We start from the raw sequence: 14,118 nt of genomic DNA, 5'->3' as shown, positions 1-14,118 counted from the left end.
CGGGGTTTTGTCAGTACTATCGGTTCGAAGGGGCAGATCGGAATGTCGCTACTGCCCTACCACTGAAGAGAGAATTCAAACTAGATGAGTCAGTCGACCCGCCTGATCACCGCCTCATACATCCTCTCGTTCGTAGCGGCCAACGCGCCGCAGAGGTTGCGTACCGAGACCATTGCCAAGTGGGTCAAGACTCATCCCACCCGGGTACGCAGTCTCGTGTCGTTGATGGTCAAAGCCAATATTCTGAAGTCATGGCGCGGCGCCCACGGCGGCCTGACCCTCGCACGCCCAGCCAGCGATATCACCTTGCGTGAGGTCTATGACGCCGTACAGGAAAGCTCGCTGATCGCCGAGAAGATCGACAACCCGTTCTCAGGCATGGAAGAACACTGCAAGGTATTCGATGTATTCACCCGCCTGTTCGCCATGCTTGAAGCCAACATGCGCCTGGACCTTGGCACTATCACCGCAGACCAACTGTTCGTTGCCTTCGAAAAGCCGCAGGAAAATGTCAGGCAGGCCTAAGACCTTAGGGCGCAATGCTCGGGGCCTTCATCAGCGCAGCAGCTGGGCGCTTATCGCTCCCGCGCTCGATTGATATACACCACAGCACTGGATTTCATGAGGACCTGATTGACATCAGGATCCTCATAAAACCAATCAACGACAGCAACTCCTCAAGCCTTGGATGCAGGGGTCTGTTCCGCCAGTGCCACGGCACGGAACATTGCGCGACGCTTGTTCAGCGTCTCTTCCCACTCCAGGGTCGGCACCGAGTCGGCAACAATCCCGCCGCCGGCCTGTACATGCAGCTCGCCGTTCTTGATCACCGCCGTGCGAATGGCAATGGCGGTGTCCATGTTGCCGTTCCAGGCGAAGTAACCCACGGCGCCGCCATAGATCCCACGCTTGACCGGTTCCAGCTCGTCGATGATTTCCATCGCACGGATTTTCGGTGCGCCGGACAGAGTGCCCGCCGGCAGGATCGCCCGCAGCGCATCCATGGCCGTCAGCCCGGCCTTGAGCTGGCCGGTGACGTTGGAAACGATGTGCATCACGTTGGAATAGCGCTCGATGACCATCTTTTCGGTGAGTTTCACCGAACCGATTTCCGAGACCCGACCGGTGTCGTTGCGTCCCAGGTCGATCAGCATCAGGTGCTCGGCGATCTCCTTGGCGTCCGACAGCAGGTCCTGCTCCAGGGCCAGGTCGGCTTCCTCGGAGGCGCCCCGCGGGCGGGTGCCGGCGATCGGCCGCACAGTGATCAGGTTGTCTTCGACCCGCACCAGCACTTCCGGCGAGCTGCCCACTACGTGGAAATCACCGAAGTTGAAGAAGTACATGTAAGGGGTCGGGTTGAAGCAGCGCAGCGCCCGGTACAGGTCGATGGGCGCCGCCGAAAAATCGATGGACATGCGCTGGGACGGCACCACCTGCATGCAGTCACCGGCCAGGATGTATTCCTTGATGGTGTCCACGGCCCGCTCATAGTCAGCCTGGGTAAAGCTGGAGCGGAACAGCGGATCGGCGGCCAGCTGCTTGCTGAAATCCAGGCCCGGACGCGGAGTGATCGGCTGGCGCAGTTGCGCCAGCAATTCCTGCAAACGTGCCTGGCCGGCTTCGAAGGCGTTGTCCTGGCCAGGGTCGGCCAGCACGATGGCGTGCACCTTGCCCGCCAGGTTGTCGAACACCACTACCGCGTCGGAGACCATCAACAGGATATCCGGCACACCGATCGGATCCGGGTTCGGGCACGGGCCCAGGCGCGGCTCGACATAACGCACGCAGTCATAGCCGAAATAGCCCACCAGGCCACCGTTGAAACGCGGCAGGCCGGCAATGGTCGGGACGTTGTAGCGGGCTTTGAATTCCTCGACGAAGGCCAGCGGGTCGGCCACTTCGTGACTTTCGATCTCCACGCCATCATGGGTCACGCTGACCTGGAAGCCGTGCACCCGCAGCACAGTGCGGCACGGCAGGCCGATGATCGAGTAACGCCCCCACTTCTCACCGCCCTGCACCGACTCCAGCAGATAGGAGTTGGGCTGGTCGGCCAGTTTCAGGTAGATCGACAGCGGGGTGTCGAAGTCGGCAAGGGTTTCGCAGGCCAGCGGGATACGGTTGTAACCGGCTGCGGCCAAACGCAGGAATTCTTCGCGAATCATGGGGTGCCTCGTGGCTTGAGGGTCTAACAGTCAGGTATGCAAACGTGCCGGCGGGGCCGGCCAGACAAAAATCAGGCGCGCCAACGCCAGCGGGCCAGGGCCTTGATGACTTTCATCCAGAGTTTGCGAGTGACCACCACGATGGAGTTTCCAGAATGGGATGGAACAGCGTCGGGCAACGTTATCTCAGCGGCAGGTTCTAAGCAACCGGGGATCAGCGCCCGCAGGTTGTCGATCACCAGCGCCGGCGACTCCTCGGCAATCGGCCGGCCGTGGTTGTAGCCGTAGCTCAGGGCGACGCACTTGACCCCCGCCGCCTTGGCTGCCAGCACGTCACTGCGCGAATCGCCGACGAACAGTGATTGCGAGGCCGGCACGCTGGCCATCTTCATCACAAAGAACAGCGCCGCCGGGTCGGGTTTCTTCTGCGGCAGGGTATCGCCGCCGATGATCCAGCGGAAATACCGACCGATTTTCATCTGGTCCAGCAAGGGGGCCACGAAACGCTCGGGCTTGTTGGTAATCAGGGCCATTTCCACGCCCTGCTTGTGCAGCCACTTGAGAGTCTCGCGCGCACCGGGATAGACCACGGTCAACTCGTGGCTGTCCTCGTAGGCGGTATTGAACAGCTCCAGCGCATACTCGGCCTCGACATCGTCGACACCCTGGGCCTCCAGGCTGTTGGCCAGGGCCCGGCGCACCAGCATGGGCGCACCGTTGCCAACCCACTCACGCACCGCCTCGACACCGGCAGGCTTGCGCCCCAGCTTGAGCAGCATCTGATCCACGGCGGCCGCAAGGTCCGGTACCGAATCGACCAGGGTGCCATCCAGGTCGAACATCACCAGCCGTGGCAGGCGCCCCTGGAACAGCTGCTCAAAGGCGCTCATGGTCGCGCCAACGCCAGTTCGGCACGCATCTTCTCGATGACTTCCTGATAGTTCGGCGCATTGAAGATCGCCGAGCCTGCCACAAAGGTATCGGCGCCTGCGGCAGCGATTTCGCGGATGTTGCCCACGTTCACCCCACCGTCGATTTCCAGGCGGATATCCCGCCCGGAGGCATCGATCAAGGCACGAGCCTCACGCAGCTTGTCGAGGGTGCCCGGAATGAACTTCTGCCCGCCAAAGCCCGGGTTGACACTCATCAGCAGCACCATGTCGACCTTGTCCATCACGTACTTGAGCACGTCCAGCGGAGTTGCCGGGTTGAACACCAGGCCGGCCTTGCAACCGCCTTCGCGGATCATCTGCAGGGAACGGTCCACATGCAGCGTGGCTTCCGGGTGGAAGGTGATATAGGTGGCGCCCGCTTCGATGAAGTCACCGATGATGCGGTCCACCGGAGTGACCATCAGGTGTGCATCGATCGGCGCGGTGATCCCGTACTTGCGCAGCGCAGCGCAGACCATCGGGCCGATGGTCAGGTTCGGCACATAGTGGTTGTCCATGACATCGAAATGCACGATGTCGGCGCCGGCGGCCAGGACATTGTCCACTTCCTCGCCCAGACGGGCGAAGTCGGCGGAGAGAATCGACGGAGCAATAGCGAAGGGCTGCATGACGCACCTTTTTTGAGCAGAATCACGATGGCGCGCATTGTATACCTCATGCTTTGGAGCGCACACCGTAACCGCGATGATCAGTAGGCCGCGCGATAGATCTTCTCGATATCGGCGGGGCTCAGCCGGCGCGGGTTGTTGCGCATCAAGCGCTCGATACCCGCGGCCTCGACGGCCATGGCCGGGATCGCATCCTCGGGCACGCCGAAGCTGCGCAAGCCGCTGGGAATTTCCACCGCCGCACACAACGCTGCCATGGCCTCCACTGCCCGGTCGGCCGCCTCGCTGGCGCTCAGGTGCGCGGTCTGTACCCCCATGGCCTCGGCGATATCCTGCATACGCTCGACGCAGGCCATCTTGTTCCAGGTCATGACATAGGGCAGCAGCAAGGCATTGCTGACCCCGTGGGACATATGAAAGCGTCCGCCCAGGGGATAGGCCATCGCATGCACCGCACCGACCCCGGCATTGCCGAAGGCCATGCCGGCCATCAGGCTGGCGGTGGCCATGTCCTCCCGGGCCTGCAGGTGGGCCGGGTTGGCAAAGGCCTTGGGTAAAGCCTTGACGATCAGCTTGATGGCGCCGATGGCCAGGGAGTCGGTGATCGCGGAAGCATTGAGGGACAGGTAGGCCTCGATGGCATGCGCCAGGGCATCGACGCCGCTGGCCGCGGTGACATGCGGCGGACAGGTCAGGGTCATCTGCGGGCTGACCAGGGCCACGTCCGGCAGCAGGTAGTCGCTGATGATGCCTTTCTTCAATTGCGCGACCCGGTCCGAGAGGATCGCCACATTGGTCACTTCCGAACCAGTGCCTGCGGTGGTGGGAATGGCGATCAGCGGCGGCCCCTTGCGCGGCACCTGGTCGATGCCGAACAGGTCCTCCAGGGCGCCGTGATAGCCGGCATAGGCCCCGACACTCTTGGCGATATCGATGGCGCTGCCGCCGCCCAGGCCGATCAGCCCGTCATGCCCACCCTCGCGGTACACCTGCATGCAGTCCTCGACGATGGCGATTTCCGGATCGGGCTGCACCCGGTCGAAGACTTCGTAACTGCGCTCCCCCAGGTGGGCCAGCGCCAGCTCCACCGTGCCGGACCTGAGCAGGGCAGTATCGGTGACGATCAGCGGGTTATCGACATCCAGGCGGGTCAGCTCGGCAGCCAGTTGCTCGATGGCGGTGCTGCCGGTCAGCAATTTATGGGCGATCTTGAAAGAGGAAATACTCATGTGCGCAGCCTCTTATATAAAGGTGGGAGCCGGCACAAGCGTAGCTGGGGATTGCGCAACCGGGCTGTCGCGATGCCCGATCGGCATCACGACAGTGCTCACGTTACCCGCGAAAGCTCATGCCACCTCGCTTTCCACCGCCCGGGCGGGCTTGGCCTGGGGCCCTGGCTGGGCACCCGGGACGGGAGTTGCGTCCGCGGCGCCCAGGTCCTTGCTGAAAGTCCGGTCGTTCTCGCCCTTGAAGAAGTTCTTGCCGTAGATCAGCAGGCACAGCACCACGCCAATGGCAAAGCCCCAACTGGCGCCCTTGATCGCCAGCACTGCACCGATCACCCCTGCGATGCCCAGGTCACGCTGGCTACGGGCCTCGAGAATGCCCAGGCGCACGCTGACGTAGCCCTGGATCAGCAAGGTCAGCGCCAGCGCGACCCCGAGAATCGGCTGCACCAGGGTCACTACCGGCAACAGCAGCAAGCCGGTGTTGGTGCCCCAACGGAACGAGCCCATGCCGCCATAGATCGACTTCATGGCCTTGGGCCCGCCCTTGAAGCGCTCGATCACCACCACCAGCATCGCCGCCCATTTCGGCCCGCACATGGCAATGTCCGGACCGAAGATGCTCATGAACGCGTTGCGCCCGCCGAAGATCAGGTGCGAGCGGTCCGGGTCGTAGTCGACCTTTTCGTCGGTGCGGATCTGCTCGGCCTCGTCCAGCAGCACCTTGGCGCTGAGCACATCGCCAAAGACGATGATGTACACCGCGAGCATGGTCGGCAGCGCGCTGATGAACATCGACAGCGGCGGCATGCCCAGGCCGAACACCGTGTAGTTGTTCCACAGGCCGATGAAGTCCGGCTTGCTCAGGCCCCACTGGATGGTCGGCCACGGCGCTTCACCGAACAGCGGCGCCAGCACCACCGCCAGCAGGATGATCGGCAGGATGCCCAGCTTGGCGAAGTTCCACCAGAAGCGGTTACGCAGCTTGAGCTGGGCAAAATGCTGGGAAAAGATCAGGTAGAAGGCAATGCCGATGGCGATGGAAATGGTCCAGGGAAAGCTGTCGAACTTGCCGCCCACCTGGAACACCGCGGTCACCGCACTGAGCCCGGCGCCGACAATGATTCCCGACTTGATCGCCGAGGGCACGAAGCCCACCACCTTGCGCGCCATGCCGGTGGCCCCCAGGGCGATGGAGAACACCCCGAGCATCAGCTGGAAGGCAATCAGCGCGTGGACACGCTCCGGGCCCACGGGAAACTGCGCGCAATAGGCCATCAGCAGCGGCACTGCCGGGGTGATCCAGCCGGGCACCACGGGGTCGCCCAGCAGGTGGTGGGCCAGGTACAACAGGCCGTTGAGCATGACCACGGCCAGGGCCATCTCGAAGGGCATGCCGAGGAACTCGGTCATCAGTGGAATGGCCGCCAGGTCGACGGCGCACATCAGCAAGCCTTGCAGGTAGTCCGGCAGCTCGAATTTGTAGTGGATAAAGGGCAAACGCACCTTGAACGGGCCAAGGGCGATGTACGGCGTTTCGTGCCGAGTGTCGGAAGGCGTTGGCATCAACTGCACCTGTCTTATTGGTATTGGTGGCGGTGTAAAGCGGCCCGCGCCAGTTGGCACGGGCAAGGATCGATCAATAGGCAGCCCGGTAGATCTGCTCGATATCGCCGGGGCTCAGTTGGCGCGGGTTGTTGCGCATCAGCCGCTGGATACCCGCCGCTTCCACGGCCATGGCCGGGATCGCGTCCTCGGGCACACCGAAGCTGCGCATGCCCGCGGGGATGTCCACCGCAGCGCACAGCGCAGCCATGGCCTGGACCGCCTGCTCTGCGGCCTGGCCATCACTGAGCCCGGCGATCGGCAGGTCCATGGCCTGGGCGATATCGCGAAAGCGCTCGACACAGGCCATCTTGTTCCAGGCCATGACGTAGGGCAGTAGCAGCGCGTTGCTCACCCCGTGGGCGATATTGAAGCGCCCGCCCAAGGGATAGGCCAGGGCATGCACCGCACCGACTCCGGCATTGCCGAAGGCCATGCCGGCCATCAGGCTGGCGGTGGCCATGTCTTCCCGGGCCTGCAGGTTGGCCGGGTTGGCGTAGGCCTTGGGCAGCGCCCTGACGATCAGGCGGATCGCGCCCAGGGCCAGGGAGTCGGTGATCGGCGAACCGTTGAGCGACAGGTAGGACTCCACCGCATGCACCAGCGCGTCGACGCCACTGGCGGCGGTAACGCTGCGCGGGCAGGTCAGGGTCATCACCGGGCTCACCAGCGCTACGTCCGGCAGCAGGTAATCGCTGACGATGCCCTTTTTCAACTGGGCCACCTTGTCCGAGAGGATCGCCACGTTGGTCACCTCCGAACCGGTGCCCGCAGTGGTAGGAATGGCAATCAGCGGCGGCCCCTTGCGCTGCACCTGATCCACCCCGAACAGCTCTTCCAGCGCGCCTTCATGGCCGGCGAACGCGGCCACCGCCTTGGCGATATCAATGGCGCTGCCGCCGCCCAGGCCGATCAGGCCATCGTGGCCACCGGCCCGGTAAGCCTGGGTGCAGGCCTGGACTATGGCGATTTCCGGCTCCGGCTGGACCTCGTCGAAGATCCGGTAGGCGCGCCCGCCCAGGTGGGCCAGGGCCAGATCGACGGTGCCGGACTTGACCAGGATCGCATCGGTGACGATCAGCGGGTTGCTGATCTGCAGGCGCGCCAGTTCGGCGTCCAGCTGTTCGATGGCGCCCTGGCCGGTAATCAGTTTGTTGGCAATCTTGAACGCAGAGATACTCATCAGCTCGGCCTTGTTTAATTGTTGTGGCAAGAGCGCCGTCAGGCGGCCACTCTCGAATGGGCTCGCAGGCTGTAGAGCGAAAGCTGTGCCAAGATACGCAAAGCCTTGATCTACAAGGCTCTGGAAGGAAATCCAGGGGAATGACCGGGCCGTCGCGATTGAATTGCTGATCGCTGCAGGCAGCTCTGATCAGAATCCTAATCAGAGTGTTCCCAGCGCTTCATCTTCTGCACCACCGTGGCCTGGCTCACCCCCAGCGCCTTGGCGGCCAGGCGGGTGGTCTTGTGCAGTTGCAGGGCCGCGCGAATCGCCTGGCGCTCGGCGTTCTCCAGCACCTTGCGCAGCGGCAGGCGGCTGTCATCGGTGTTGCGGGCCTGTTGCTCGATCAGGTCCTCCGGCAGGTCCAGGGCCTCTATCACCTGGCCGGAGCAGGTCACCACCAGGCGCTCCACCACGTTGATCAGCTCGCGGATGTTCCCCGGCCAGGCATACTCGCCCAGCAGTTCCAGGGCCTCCAGGCTCCACTGCACCTCACGCTGATAGCGCTGGTTGAAGTGCTCCAGGTAGTACTCCAGCAAGGGGCCGATTTCCTCGCTGCGCTCGCGCAGGGCCGGGATCGCGATGGGCACCACATTCAGGCGGTAATACAGGTCGGCGCGGAACTTGCCCTCGGCCACCCGCTGCTTGAGGTCGTGATGGGTGGCGCTGATGATGCGCACATCCACCTCCTTGAGCTCCAGGCCGCCCACCGGAATGAAGCGGTTCTCTTCGATGACCTTGAGCAGCTTGACCTGCACCGCCAGGGGCAGATCGCCGATCTCGTCGAGAAACAGCGTACCGTTGTGTGCCAGTTCCAGCAGCCCGCGCTTGCCCTTGCTGCCGGCACCGGTGAAGGCACCCGGGGCATAGCCAAACAGCTCGGCCTCGATCAGGTTCTCCGGCAGCGCCCCGCAGTTGAGGGCCAGGAACGGTTCGCGGGCACGAGCACTGGCGTTGTGGATAAATTGCGCCACTAGGGTTTTACCCACACCCGTCTCCCCCTGCAACAGCACCTTCACGTCGCAGTCGGCCACTTGCCGGGCCTGGGCAAAGACCCGCCCGGAAACCTCCTGGTCGGCCATCAGCGGTGATTGCAACAGGTCGTCACGCTGGCCCGCATGCAGCCGCGCAGTGCTGGTGCGCAGCTGCTTGAGCTGCTGCAACTCGTCGCGCTCGCGCTTGATGCGCAGCAGCTCGGTCATGTCGCGCACGGTGCTGACCACATAGCGAATGCTCTGGTCGGCGGCGAGGATCGGCGTGGCACTGACCAGCAACTTCTTGCCGTGGCTGAGGCTCTGCATCACCGACACCGGCCGACCGTCCTGCAGTACCCGTAGTGAAGCGGACTGGGAAATCACCCCGCTCTTCACCAGCTCCTGCATCGGCCGCCCCAGCAGCTCGGCGCCGTTCAGGCCGGTGAGGCGCTCGTAGGCCTGGTTGACCTTGAGGGTCTGGCCCTGGCCATCGGTGATGTAGACGCCGTCATGCAGCGCATTGAGCAGCTCTTCGAAACTGGCATCGTTGAAGTTCACCCGCGACTCCACAGTAAGCATGGGAAGCGCGCAGTTTACGGGTGAACGACAAGCAGAGGGGACGGGGCGGCCCAGACCTTAGTACAAGGCCGCCCGAGGGGCTCAGGCCTGAGCCGTGCGCAGTTTCTCGCTGCGCCCGCGCAGCCATTCCAGGGTCAGCAGCAGGATCACCGAGAAGGCGATCAGCAACGTGGCCGCAGCGGCGATGGTCGGGCTGAGGTTCTCGCGGATGCCGCTGAACATCTGCCGCGGCAGGGTGGCCTGCTCCGGGCCGGCGAGGAACAGGGTCACTACCACTTCATCGAACGAGGTGGCGAAGGCGAACAGCGCGCCACTGATGACCCCGGGGGCGATCAACGGCAAGGTCACCCGGCGGAATGTGGTCAGCGGCGAGGCGCCCAGGCTGGCCGCGGCCCGCACCAGGTTGTGGTTGAAGCCCTGCAGGGTTGCCGACACGGTGATGATCACGAAAGGCACGCCGAGCACCGCGTGCACGATGATCAGCGAAAAGAAACTGTTGCCCATGCCCAGCGGGGCGAAGAACAGGTAGCTGGCCACACCGATGATCACTACCGGTACCACCATCGGCGAAATCACCAGGGCCATCACCAGCGCCTTGCCGGGGAAATCACCGCGGGTCAGGCCGATGGCCGCCAGGGTGCCGAAGACCATGGCCAGCAAGGTTGCGGCCGGCGCCACGATGACGCTGTTCTTCAGCGCGCGCATCCACTCGGCAGAGGCGAAGAAGTCCTGGTACCAGTGCAGCGAAAAGCCCTGCAGCGGGTACACCAGGAAACTGCCGGAGTTGAACGACAGCGGGATGATCACCAGCACCGGCAACACCAGGAACAACAGGATCAAGCCGCAGAGAATCCGCAAGCTGTAGAACCAGACCCGTTCGACGGGCGACATGTAGGGGCTCAGCATTTCGATTCTCTCCTTAGCTCAGGCGCAGGCGGCTTGCGCCCACCAGCCAGCTGTAAATCAGATAGAGCACGATGGTCGCCAGCAACAGCAGGCCGCCCAGGGCCGTGGCCATGCCCCAGTTGATGCTGGTGTTGGTATAGAAGGCGACGAAGTAGCTGACCATCTGGTCGTTCGGGCTGCCCAGCAATGCCGGGGTGATGTAGTAACCAATCGCCAGGATGAACACCAGCAGGCAACCAGCGCCGACCCCGGCGTAGGTCTGCGGGAAATACACCCGCCAGAAGCTGGCGAACGGATGGCAGCCCAGGGAGATCGCCGCACGCATGTAGGTCGGCGAGATGCCTTTCATCACGCTGTAGATCGGCAGGATCATGAACGGCAACAGGATGTGCACCATGGAGATGTAGACCCCGGTACGGTTGAACACCAGTTCCAGGGGCTTGTCGATCACCCCCATGGCCAGCAGCGCGCTGTTGATCAGGCCACCCGATTGCAGCAGCACGATCCACGCCGCCACTCGCACCAGGATCGAGGTCCAGAACGGCAGCAGCACCAGGATCATCAGCAGATTGCTTTTACGCGCCGGCAGGTTGGCCAGCAGGTAAGCCAGGGGATAGGCCAGCGCCAGGCAGATGGCGGTGATCACCAGGCCCATCCAGAAGGTGCGGGCGAAGATGTCCAGGTAGATGGACTGGTCCGGGGTGGCCGGCGCCAGTTCGCCCAGGTCGTCGATGCGATGGTCCACCGCCGCCAGCAGGTAGTACGGGGTCAGGCTGCTGGTGTTGCGGCGGATCGCCTGCCAGTAGGCCGGGTCGCCCCAGCGCTCATCCAGGCTTTCCATGGCTTCTTTATAGGATTCGGGCTCGGCCTTGAACGGCAGGGCGCGAGCGGTCTTGGTCAGCAGGCTGCGGTAGCCGGCCAACTCCATGTTCAGACGCTTGGACAGGTCGCCCAGGGTCTGATTCTTGCGGGCGTCCGCCAGGTCTTCGCTCAACGCCTTGTAGGCCCCTTCGGCGGGCAACCCACGACCATCCCAGGCACTCACGGCCGCCACAGTGCGCGGCATGCCGCCGACCACTTCCGGGTTGCCGACGCTCTTGTACAGCAGCGCCACGATCGGTACCAGGAACACCAGCAGCAGAAACAGCACCAGGGGCGCGATCAGCGCCTGGGCCTTCCAGCGGTTGACCCGCTCGGCACGGGCCAGCCGCTGCTTGAGGGTTGGGCCGGTGACCGCGTTCAGGGGAACGGTGATGGTCATGACAAACTCCGCGAATCGATCTTTCGAATACAAACCACCAGGCGGCAGGAGCGGGCTTGGCCGCGCATCGAAGGCTGTGCTTCACCATCAAGGTTGATGCTGATGACGCCTTCGCGAGCAAGCTCGCTCCTACAACGGCAGGGGGTGGTTACTTGGCTGCCCAGGCGTTGAAGCGCTGTTCCAGTTGCTCACCGTTGTCAGCCCAGAAGCTGACGTCGATCTGCACCTGGTTGGCGATGTTTTCCGGAGTGGTCGGCATGTCCTTGAGGATGTCCTTGGCCAGCAGCGGCACGGCCTGAGTGTTGGCCGGGCCGTAGGCGATATTCTCCGAATAGGTCTTCTGCTGCTGCGGTTGCACCGAGTAGGCGATGAACTTCTTCGCCGCTTCGGCGCGAGCCTTGTCCAGGCCTTTTGGAATGGCCCAGGCGTCGAAGTCGTAGATGCCGCCGTTCCACACCACTTTCAGGTTGCTTTCCTTCTGCACCGCGGCGATCCGGCCGTTGTAGGCCGAGCTCATGACCACGTCGCCGGAAGCCAGGTACTGCGGTGGCTGGGCGCCGGCTTCCCACCACTGAATGTAGGGCTTGAGCTCATCGAGTTTCTTGAAGGCACGGTCCTGGCCATCCTTGCCGGCCAGGACCTTGTACACGTCCTTGGGCGCGACGCCGTCGGCCATCAGGGCGAACTCCAGGGTGTACTTGGCGCCCTTGCGCAGGCCGCGCTTGCCCGGGAACTGTTTGACGTCCCAGAAATCAGCCCAACTGCTCGGAGCGGTTTTCAGCTTGTCGGCGTTGTAGGCCAGTACCGTGGACCAGACGAAAAAGCCCACGCCGCACGGCTGGATCGCGCCCTTGACGTAGTCTTCGCTGTTACCGAACAGCGCCGGGTCCAGTTGCTCGAACATGTCCTCGTCGCAACCGCGGGACAGTTCCGGGGACTCCACTTCTACCAGGTCCCAGGACACGCTCTTGGTGTCGACCATGGCCTTGATCTTGGCCATTTCGCCGTTGTATTCGCCGGCGATGATCTTGCCCTTGCCCGCCGCTTCCCAAGGGGCATAGAAGGCCTTGACCTGGGCCGCCTTGTTCGCCCCGCCAAAGGACACCACGGTCAGGTCCGGGCCCGCCGCCATGGCGTGCGCCGCACCCATCATGCCCAGTGCCAGGGCGGTGAATTTCAGGGATCTCAACATTTATTGTGTTCTCCACGTGCAGGTTGGTGTTGCAGGGGGCGATCAATTCGCCTCTAGAAGCGGGTCGAGCGCGCGAACGTGCTCGACTTGCCAGCCAAGCGGCACCACGTCACCCACTGCCAGCGCAGGATCGAGCTCGGCAATCGGCTGTTTCACGAAGAAGTCGCTCTTGCCGCAGACTTCCAGGCGCACCCGGACGTGGTCGCCCAGATAGATGAATTCCGCCACCCGGCCGGAGAAGCGGTTGACGCAGCTTTCGCTGGAACCGTTGAGGCTCACCCGCTCCGGGCGGATGGACAAGGTCACCGGGCCGCCGACCTGGCCGACATTCACCGCCAGCGCCTCGACCTTCTCGCCACGCCCCAGCTCCACCACGCAACGCTCGCCGTTGTGGCTGTGCAGGCGGCCGTTGAGGCGGTTGTTCTCGCCGATGAAGTTGGCGACGAAGGTGTTCTTCGGCTCTTCGTAGAGAGTGCGCGGCGGCGCGATCTGCTGGATCTCGCCCTGGTGGAACACCGCCACCCGGTCGGACATGGTCAGGGCTTCGCCCTGGTCGTGGGTCACATAGACCACGGTCACGCCCAGGCGCTGGTGCAGGTGCTTGATCTCCATCTGCATGTGTTCGCGCAGTTGCTTGTCGAGGGCACCAAGGGGTTCGTCCATCAGCACCAGCTGTGGCTCGAACACCAGGGCCCGGGCCAGGGCCACCCGCTGCTGCTGGCCACCGGACAGCTGGGCCGGGTAGCGCTGGGCGAAAGCGTCGAGCTGGACCATGCTCAGCACCCGCTTGACCCGCTCGCTGATGTCGGTCTTGCTCAAGCCGCGTACCGACAGCGGAAAGGCCAGGTTCTCGGCCACGGTCATGTGGGGGAACAGCGCGTAGTTCTGGAACACCATGCCGATGTCGCGCTTGTGCGGCGGCACATTGTTGATCGAGCGCCCGGCCAGCTGGATCTCGCCGGCGGTCGGGGTTTCGAAACCGGCCAGCATCATCAGGCTGGTGGTCTTGCCGGAACCGGACGGCCCCAGCAGGGTGAGGAACTCGCCTTTGCGAATTTCCAGGTTGAGGTCTTTGACGATCAGGTTCTCGCCGTCGTAGCTCTTCTGCACACCACGAAAGCTGACCAGAACATCGTTGGCCCCAGCACTTGAAACGACCTCGCTCATACCCGCACCTTTTGTTTTAGACGGCTGTGGAACAAGCCTAGAGGAGCCTGCAGAGCGCGCAAATCGGGGGCCAGGAGAGATTCGCCTCAGCCCTCTGGAAGGTTGCGTGTAGGGATTGCCCTACAAGAATGGCGCGATTGGATAAGGGCGGAGGCAAACGGCAGGCTGCAAGCGGCAAGAAACGGCGAAAGCCTGAAAGCGCGGAATGTCGCAAATGGATAAGTGCCCTCCCCCAAGGGGCGGGAGAGCACCGCAGAGGG

Annotated in this window: 12 protein-coding genes; 1 reads left to right on the top strand and 11 read right to left on the bottom strand. The window is 63.4% G+C overall.

The window, feature by feature from the left end; genetic code table 11:
- Positions 1-84 precede the first annotated feature (84 nt).
- Positions 85-525, top strand: coding sequence for an Rrf2 family transcriptional regulator (locus tag AC07R1_RS14195; RefSeq protein WP_011063806.1), 441 nt, complete (start codon positions 85-87; stop codon positions 523-525).
- A gap of 152 nt (positions 526-677) precedes the next feature.
- On the opposite strand, the gene trpE is transcribed toward AC07R1_RS14195, so the two are convergent.
- The 11 genes from trpE to AC07R1_RS14140 all read right to left on the bottom strand — a co-directional run bounded on the left by trpE (position 678) and on the right by AC07R1_RS14140 (position 13,858).
- Positions 678-2,165, bottom strand: a complete 1,488-nt coding sequence (gene trpE, locus AC07R1_RS14190) for an anthranilate synthase component I (protein WP_011063807.1) — start codon at positions 2,163-2,165, stop codon at positions 678-680.
- A gap of 71 nt (positions 2,166-2,236) precedes the next feature.
- Positions 2,237-3,055: a phosphoglycolate phosphatase gene (locus AC07R1_RS14185; protein WP_011063808.1), complete on the bottom strand. Its 819-nt coding sequence runs from the start codon at positions 3,053-3,055 to the stop codon at positions 2,237-2,239.
- The gene (gene rpe, locus AC07R1_RS14180; protein ID WP_011063809.1) at positions 3,052-3,726 is read right to left on the bottom strand and encodes a ribulose-phosphate 3-epimerase; all 675 of its coding nucleotides are present in this window, start codon (positions 3,724-3,726) and stop codon (positions 3,052-3,054) included. Before rpe ends, AC07R1_RS14185 begins: the two co-directional genes overlap by 4 nt.
- Before the next feature lie 80 nt (positions 3,727-3,806).
- Positions 3,807-4,955 (bottom strand): iron-containing alcohol dehydrogenase, encoded by a 1,149-nt coding sequence (locus AC07R1_RS14175; protein WP_495110625.1) that lies wholly within the window; start codon positions 4,953-4,955, stop codon positions 3,807-3,809.
- Positions 4,956-5,072: 117 nt separating this feature from the next.
- Positions 5,073-6,518, bottom strand: coding sequence for a membrane protein (locus tag AC07R1_RS14170; RefSeq protein WP_011063811.1), 1,446 nt, complete (start codon positions 6,516-6,518; stop codon positions 5,073-5,075).
- Positions 6,519-6,591: 73 nt separating this feature from the next.
- The gene (locus AC07R1_RS14165) at positions 6,592-7,740 is read right to left on the bottom strand and encodes an iron-containing alcohol dehydrogenase (RefSeq protein ID WP_373940150.1); all 1,149 of its coding nucleotides are present in this window, start codon (positions 7,738-7,740) and stop codon (positions 6,592-6,594) included.
- A gap of 197 nt (positions 7,741-7,937) precedes the next feature.
- The gene (locus AC07R1_RS14160; RefSeq protein ID WP_053160230.1) at positions 7,938-9,311 is read right to left on the bottom strand and encodes a sigma-54 interaction domain-containing protein; all 1,374 of its coding nucleotides are present in this window, start codon (positions 9,309-9,311) and stop codon (positions 7,938-7,940) included.
- A 102-nt stretch (positions 9,312-9,413) separates the two neighbouring features.
- Entirely contained in the window at positions 9,414-10,238 is an 825-nt protein-coding gene (locus tag AC07R1_RS14155; protein WP_011063814.1) for an ABC transporter permease, read from the bottom strand.
- Positions 10,239-10,251: 13 nt separating this feature from the next.
- Complete coding sequence (locus tag AC07R1_RS14150; RefSeq protein ID WP_011063815.1) at positions 10,252-11,499, bottom strand: ABC transporter permease; 1,248 nt, start codon at positions 11,497-11,499, stop codon at positions 10,252-10,254.
- 148 nt (positions 11,500-11,647) lie between these two features.
- Positions 11,648-12,691 (bottom strand): ABC transporter substrate-binding protein, encoded by a 1,044-nt coding sequence (locus AC07R1_RS14145; RefSeq protein ID WP_011063816.1) that lies wholly within the window; start codon positions 12,689-12,691, stop codon positions 11,648-11,650.
- Positions 12,692-12,733: 42 nt separating this feature from the next.
- Positions 12,734-13,858, bottom strand: a complete 1,125-nt coding sequence (locus AC07R1_RS14140) for an ABC transporter ATP-binding protein (protein WP_015637246.1) — start codon at positions 13,856-13,858, stop codon at positions 12,734-12,736.
- Positions 13,859-14,118: the final 260 nt, after the last annotated feature.

The organism is Pseudomonas sp. GW821-FHT07F01 (assembly GCF_059418825.1).
Note: the sequence above shows the minus strand (reverse complement) of the source record. Positions and strands in the feature narration are given on the sequence as shown.

What these genes read in the sequence shown, in the direction of transcription:
- AC07R1_RS14195 (WP_011063806.1), top strand. Translation starts at nt 85, where the DNA reads ATGAGTCAGTCGACCCGCCTGATCACCGCCTCATACATCCTCTCGTTC.
- AC07R1_RS14140 (WP_015637246.1), bottom strand. Translation starts at nt 13,858, where the DNA reads ATGAGCGAGGTCGTTTCAAGTGCTGGGGCCAACGATGTTCTGGTCAGC.
- AC07R1_RS14185 (WP_011063808.1), bottom strand. Translation starts at nt 3,055, where the DNA reads ATGAGCGCCTTTGAGCAGCTGTTCCAGGGGCGCCTGCCACGGCTGGTG.
- AC07R1_RS14170 (WP_011063811.1), bottom strand. Translation starts at nt 6,518, where the DNA reads ATGCCAACGCCTTCCGACACTCGGCACGAAACGCCGTACATCGCCCTT.
- AC07R1_RS14155 (WP_011063814.1), bottom strand. Translation starts at nt 10,238, where the DNA reads ATGCTGAGCCCCTACATGTCGCCCGTCGAACGGGTCTGGTTCTACAGC.
- rpe (WP_011063809.1), bottom strand. Translation starts at nt 3,726, where the DNA reads ATGCAGCCCTTCGCTATTGCTCCGTCGATTCTCTCCGCCGACTTCGCC.
- trpE (WP_011063807.1), bottom strand. Translation starts at nt 2,165, where the DNA reads ATGATTCGCGAAGAATTCCTGCGTTTGGCCGCAGCCGGTTACAACCGT.
- AC07R1_RS14150 (WP_011063815.1), bottom strand. Translation starts at nt 11,499, where the DNA reads ATGACCATCACCGTTCCCCTGAACGCGGTCACCGGCCCAACCCTCAAG.
- AC07R1_RS14175 (WP_495110625.1), bottom strand. Translation starts at nt 4,955, where the DNA reads ATGAGTATTTCCTCTTTCAAGATCGCCCATAAATTGCTGACCGGCAGC.
- AC07R1_RS14165 (WP_373940150.1), bottom strand. Translation starts at nt 7,740, where the DNA reads ATGAGTATCTCTGCGTTCAAGATTGCCAACAAACTGATTACCGGCCAG.
- AC07R1_RS14145 (WP_011063816.1), bottom strand. Translation starts at nt 12,691, where the DNA reads ATGTTGAGATCCCTGAAATTCACCGCCCTGGCACTGGGCATGATGGGT.